This is a genomic window from Burkholderia sp. E168m23 (assembly GCF_016586125.1).
Classification (GTDB): Bacteria; Pseudomonadota; Gammaproteobacteria; order Burkholderiales; family Burkholderiaceae; genus Burkholderia; species Burkholderia orbicola.
Window position 1 is genome coordinate 1 of sequence record NZ_BCPP01001217.1, and the last position, 1,730, is coordinate 1,730.

General features: G+C 63.1%; 3 protein-coding genes. 1 reads left to right on the forward strand and 2 read right to left on the reverse strand.

Features of this window, described 5'->3' with window-relative positions:
- A partial coding sequence (locus JMF90_RS40465) for a hypothetical protein (RefSeq protein WP_236598115.1) occupies positions 1 to 208 on the forward strand: 208 nt, incomplete at its 5' end.
- A gap of 225 nt (positions 209 to 433) precedes the next feature.
- Here JMF90_RS40465 and JMF90_RS35850 read toward each other — a convergent pair.
- Both JMF90_RS35850 and JMF90_RS35855 read right to left on the reverse strand, forming a co-directional pair.
- Positions 434 to 733: a hypothetical protein gene (locus tag JMF90_RS35850; RefSeq protein WP_226133410.1), complete on the reverse strand. Its 300-nt coding sequence runs from the start codon at positions 731 to 733 to the stop codon at positions 434 to 436.
- A gap of 88 nt (positions 734 to 821) precedes the next feature.
- The coding region (locus JMF90_RS35855; protein ID WP_201326230.1) for an efflux transporter outer membrane subunit at positions 822 to 1,730 on the reverse strand (909 nt) is incomplete at its 5' end.

Sequence of the window (1,730 nt, forward strand, 5' to 3'; positions counted from 1 at the left end):
GACGTGGCGGACACAAACGGCAGCGCATGGTGGCTCCCGTCCGACACGAGGCGGCATTATCGAGATAACCGTGAAAGATTTCTGTAAATCATTGTCAAATGATTCTGACAATGTTCGATTCAGCCCTCTAAAACCTCATTCCTTCCCTTTAATTTTCAATCCAGGAATTTTTGTCCGCAGTCCTTTTTTATTTTCCGGAACCAATTGAAGATTAAGGGAATTTCTTGCCGATAATCGCCGCCATCCCGCTCTCCCTTGCCGGTATTGGCTTGTGCAGCCCCGCCACTCAAAAGACAAAACATTGTCCAACGCCGCCATCGTTGTCCGATTACAACGTGGATATCGATTCATTTTCAACTGACAGGAAATGAACGGCGACATTCATTCGATACGGATTTATCGCGCAAACGATTGCGAAAAGCATACAAACGTTTTACCGCGACATTTTGCCGCCGCCATTAATTCCAATACATTGATTAATTAGATCGTCAATTGCAGATATGCAGGCGCGGCCTCTGGAACGCGGCTGACATGCCGGATCGGGCGAGATGAAAAAGCGGAAGAAGTGCGGCACACGTTTGCGCCGACGGGCGGCACGATCGGTTTGCGGATGTGGATGCGGGTGCGGCGAAAGCCACCCTTTCGCGGTGCTGCTGGATGGGAACGCGACGAGCGGATGCGCTGAACAGCGAAAGGAAGCGCCGATGACGATCGGCGGTACGACGGGCAGCATGCCCTGTCGAAGCGGCGGTCGCACGTCGACGCGCGCGACCGCCGTCATGCCACCCGACACGCCGCGGCGTCGGGCGACGCATCGGCCGTCACGCGGAAGCCGCGGCCTCCGCCGTGGCCGGCGCCCAGCCGCCGCCGAGCGCGCGATACAGCGCGATCGCATTCGCCAGCCTGAGCTGCCTGAGCCGGATCAGCTCCTGCCCCGACTCGTACGTGCTGCGCTGCGCGTCGAGCAGTTCGAGATAGGTCGCGACACCACCCGCATAACGACGCTCCGCGAGCTTCAGCCGCGCGCCGTCCGCCGCATACACGTCCTGCTGCGCGGTCAGCTGCCGGTCGATCCAGTCGCGCGCGGCGAACGCATCGGCCACTTCGCGAAATGCGGTCTGCACTGCCTTCTCGTATTCGGCGACCGCAATGTCCTTGCGCGCGTGCGCAACGTCGAGGTTCGCGCGATTGCGTCCGCCCGCGAAGATCGGCAGCGTGATGCGCGGTGCGAACGTCCATACGCTCGTGCCGGCCGCGAACAGGTTCGAGAACGCGTCGCTCACCGAGCCGTAGTCGGTCGTCAACGCGATGCGCGGGAAGAACGCCGCGCGCGCCGCGCCGATGTTCGCGTTCGCGGCCTTCAGCCGCCCCTCGGCCTGCCGGATGTCCGGCCGCCGTTCGAGCAACTGGCTCGGCGCACCCGGCGCCACGGGCGCGATCGACAGCGTGTCAAGCGCGGTCGCGTCGTCGGGCACGTTGCGCGCGAAATCGCCCGCCAGCAGTTGCAGCGCGCGGACGGCCTGCGCATGCTCGCGCTGCAGCGCGGCTTGCGACGCGCGCGCGGACGCCACCAGCATCTCGGCCGAACGCAGCTCGATCGCGTCGCTCGTGCCGGCGGCATAGCGGCGTTGCGTGAGCGCGGCCATCCGCTCGCGCGCATCGAGCGTGCGCTGGGCGAGCGCCAGTTGCTCGTGCAACGATCGTTCGGAAACGTATGCGCCCGCCACTTC

Bases quoted from the DNA above. Each gene is read 5' to 3' on its own strand.
- JMF90_RS35850 (WP_226133410.1), bottom strand. From the start codon at position 733: ATGCTGCCCGTCGTACCGCCGATCGTCATCGGCGCTTCCTTTCGCTGT.